The sequence below is a fragment of the Halochromatium sp. genome (genome assembly GCF_054919635.1).
In genome coordinates, this window is the sequence record NZ_JBUDPI010000457.1 from 1 (window position 1) to 2,542 (window position 2,542).

The window sequence follows — 2,542 nt, forward strand, 5'->3', positions numbered from 1 at the left end:
CCGGCCTGTTGGTCTGGCGCGCGGTCGGCCTAGGCGCGAGAAGAACGCACTGACGGTGCTGTCCGATAAGGTCCCGGCGCTGATCTAGGATTGACCCAGAAATGCATGTGCTTGCGACACTCGGGCGGGATCAGCCTGGAGACAAGAAGCACGCCTCATCTAGCCGAAGGCGCCGGCGCCGCTCCTTTACGGCTGCTCCTCGGCTGGCCAACCGCGTACCTTTCGGTAGAGATGGGAGGCGACGCAGTAGTGCCCGAAGGTCATTAGGCCGGCGACGGCGACCATCGCTGCGCCGAGCAGGAAGCCGAGCAGAAACTGGTCGGCAACAAAGGCGGCGAGGATGGCGCTCAGCCACAGCGCTGCTACGAGGCAGGCGAAGCGGCTCGGCGCACGCCTTTCTGGAAGGCTTGGACCGCCGACCCAGCGACGGATAACCCGGTTGTAGAGGACATCGAGGGGGCTGCGCGGGGTTAAAAAACCGGGGATTGCGAGCAGGATCAAAATGCCGAGGATCGCTGGGCTGGTCAGTAGCGTCCCCAAGGCGACGCCGACCATACAGACGGCGGGCGCGAGCCGAAGCCCGAGTGCGACCTCGCGAAGGTCTTGATCGCGCACATCGGTGAAGCCTTGCATCGCGAGCCGATAACGTAACCGCTGCGGATCAGAAGTCTGAGCCTGTTTCAATGTCTCGCTCACTGTCATCTTCGAAATCTCCTAGGATCGAGGTAACGCATCACCGCATCACGCGGCCATCTAAGCGTGGTGGTGACAGGTGGCAATGAATTCTGATGCACCATCGCTCAGCAAAACGTCGCTCAGCAAGATGCAATCCACCCTGCCAGCTCTTTTGTAGTAACCTACCTACATACATATGATGCCGACTGCCGACGAGGGGCTCAGATGGCCCAGACCACCTTCTCCGCCCGCGATTTCAACCAAGACATCAGCCGCGCTAAGAAGGCCGCGCGCGACGGGCCAGTGATCATTACCGATCGCGGCCGTCCAGCGCATGTGCTCCTCACCATCGAGCACTATCTCACTCTGACGCAAGGCGCAAGATCGATTGCCGATTGTCTGGCAATGCCAGAGGCCGCCGAGATCGAGCTTCCGCTTGAGCCAGACAGAGCCGAGGCAAGAAGCGCTGAGTTTTGATGTTTCTGCTCGACACCAATGTCGTCTCAGAGCTACGCAAGATCGGCAGTCGACGGGCCGATCCACAGGTAACGGCTTGGGCGCAGAGTATGGATGCCAGCCTGACGTTCCTGTCCTGCGTCAGCATTCAAGAGCTCGAAACGGGCATCTTGTTGGTGGAGCGGCGCGATCAACAGCAAGGTGCCGTTCTGCGGCGATGGTACGAGCATCATGTGCTGCCAACCTTCGCAGGCCGCTTACTTGCAGTCGATGCCGCTGTCGCGCGATGCTGCGCCAAGCTCCATGTCCCCAACCCTCGGCCGGCGCGCGATGCCTTTATCGGTGCTACCGCGCTGGTGCATCAACTGACCCTGGTCACGCGCAACACGACCGATTTCGAACTGATGGGCGCCAGCTTGTTTAATCCCTGGAGCGCCTTGCGCCCAAGTTAGCGAGCACCAACAGGATATCGATCGCAATCTGCCGCGGCATTACCACAACCACCGGTGGTGCTTAAGCCCCTGTTGGAGCAGTGCTTTCGGATAAGATGAGGGGGTAGGATCGGCGACAAAGGACGGTCTTCGGCAAGGGTTGGACATTGGCCCGATCGCTGCAGGACGGATATGGCCAAGGCAACCCTTATCGACCTAAACGGAGGTCACCATGAATCGATACGCTGCCGGAGCTGTTGCGGGCCTCGTCGCAACCGTCGTGCTCTCCGCTCTGATGCTCCTGAAGTCCTCGCTCGGCATGCTGCCGCAGTTCAATGCCATCGCCATGCTAGCGGGCATGGCCAATCAGTACGCCGGACTCCCGGCCACGCCGATGGTGGGCTGGGTGATCCACCTGCTGATCGGAACCCTGCTCTGGGGCCTCTTGTTCGCCTGGCTGGAGCCCCGGATTCCGGGTGGCGCCGAGACCGTTCGCGGCATCCTCTTCTCGATCGGGACCTGGGTGCTAATGATGGTGATCGTGATGCCCCTGGCTGGCGCTGGGCTATTCGGCTTGCAAACGGGCCTCCCGGTGCCGGTCGCAACGCTGGTGCTGCACATTATCTTCGGCGTCGTCCTAGGTGCGACCTATGGCGTGCTGATGCATCGCGCTCCCGGCCACGCCGCCACTGCGGCCCGCTAGTCCGCCTTCGCGAAGGTGGCTCGGGGCAGGTTTGCGCGCGATCGCACAGCATTGCTCGCAAGCCTGCCTGCTCAGAGAGCCGCTGGCACCCCGGCCTCTTGGTCTGGCGCGCGGTCGGCCCAATTCGCGATGAAGATCGCACTGACGGTGCTGTCCGATAAGATCCGGGAGCTGATCGAGGATCGATTCAAGAATCGTTGCAGGAATCGCGCGATGAAAAGGCATAAGGCATTGTTCCTTATTGCATTCATGCCATAGAATCGTTGCATCAATCGTT

5 protein-coding genes are annotated in these 2,542 nt (G+C 61.0%); 3 read left to right on the top strand and 2 right to left on the bottom strand.

Going from position 1 to position 2,542, the window contains the following annotated elements; translation table 11 throughout:
• Positions 1-186: 186 nt before the first annotated feature.
• Positions 187-702: a DUF4395 family protein gene (locus ACY693_RS18245; RefSeq protein WP_462323231.1), complete on the bottom strand. Its 516-nt coding sequence runs from the start codon at positions 700-702 to the stop codon at positions 187-189.
• Between the two features lie 198 nt (positions 703-900).
• On the opposite strand from ACY693_RS18245, the gene ACY693_RS18250 reads away from it, so the two are divergent.
• The 3 genes from ACY693_RS18250 (at position 901) to ACY693_RS18260 (ending at position 2,265) form a co-directional block, all read left to right on the top strand.
• Positions 901-1,152, top strand: coding sequence for a type II toxin-antitoxin system prevent-host-death family antitoxin (locus tag ACY693_RS18250; RefSeq protein ID WP_462323232.1), 252 nt, complete (start codon positions 901-903; stop codon positions 1,150-1,152).
• Positions 1,152-1,583 carry a PIN domain-containing protein gene (locus tag ACY693_RS18255; RefSeq protein WP_462323233.1) on the top strand — a complete coding sequence of 144 codons (432 nt, stop codon included), beginning with the start codon at positions 1,152-1,154 and terminating at the stop codon, positions 1,581-1,583. The genes ACY693_RS18250 and ACY693_RS18255 overlap by 1 nt, the downstream gene beginning before the upstream one ends.
• A gap of 211 nt (positions 1,584-1,794) precedes the next feature.
• Positions 1,795-2,265 carry a DUF6789 family protein gene (locus tag ACY693_RS18260; RefSeq protein ID WP_462323234.1) on the top strand — a complete coding sequence of 157 codons (471 nt, stop codon included), beginning with the start codon at positions 1,795-1,797 and terminating at the stop codon, positions 2,263-2,265.
• A 71-nt stretch (positions 2,266-2,336) separates the two neighbouring features.
• Here ACY693_RS18260 and ACY693_RS18265 read toward each other — a convergent pair.
• Positions 2,337-2,542: hypothetical protein (locus tag ACY693_RS18265; protein ID WP_462323235.1), on the bottom strand; the 206-nt coding region annotated here is incomplete at its 5' end.

Excerpts from the sequence above, each read along its gene's own strand:
- ACY693_RS18245 (WP_462323231.1), bottom strand. The coding sequence starts at position 702 with ATGACAGTGAGCGAGACATTGAAACAGGCTCAGACTTCTGATCCGCAG.
- ACY693_RS18250 (WP_462323232.1), top strand. The coding sequence starts at position 901 with ATGGCCCAGACCACCTTCTCCGCCCGCGATTTCAACCAAGACATCAGC.
- ACY693_RS18255 (WP_462323233.1), top strand. The coding sequence starts at position 1,152 with ATGTTTCTGCTCGACACCAATGTCGTCTCAGAGCTACGCAAGATCGGC.
- ACY693_RS18260 (WP_462323234.1), top strand. The coding sequence starts at position 1,795 with ATGAATCGATACGCTGCCGGAGCTGTTGCGGGCCTCGTCGCAACCGTC.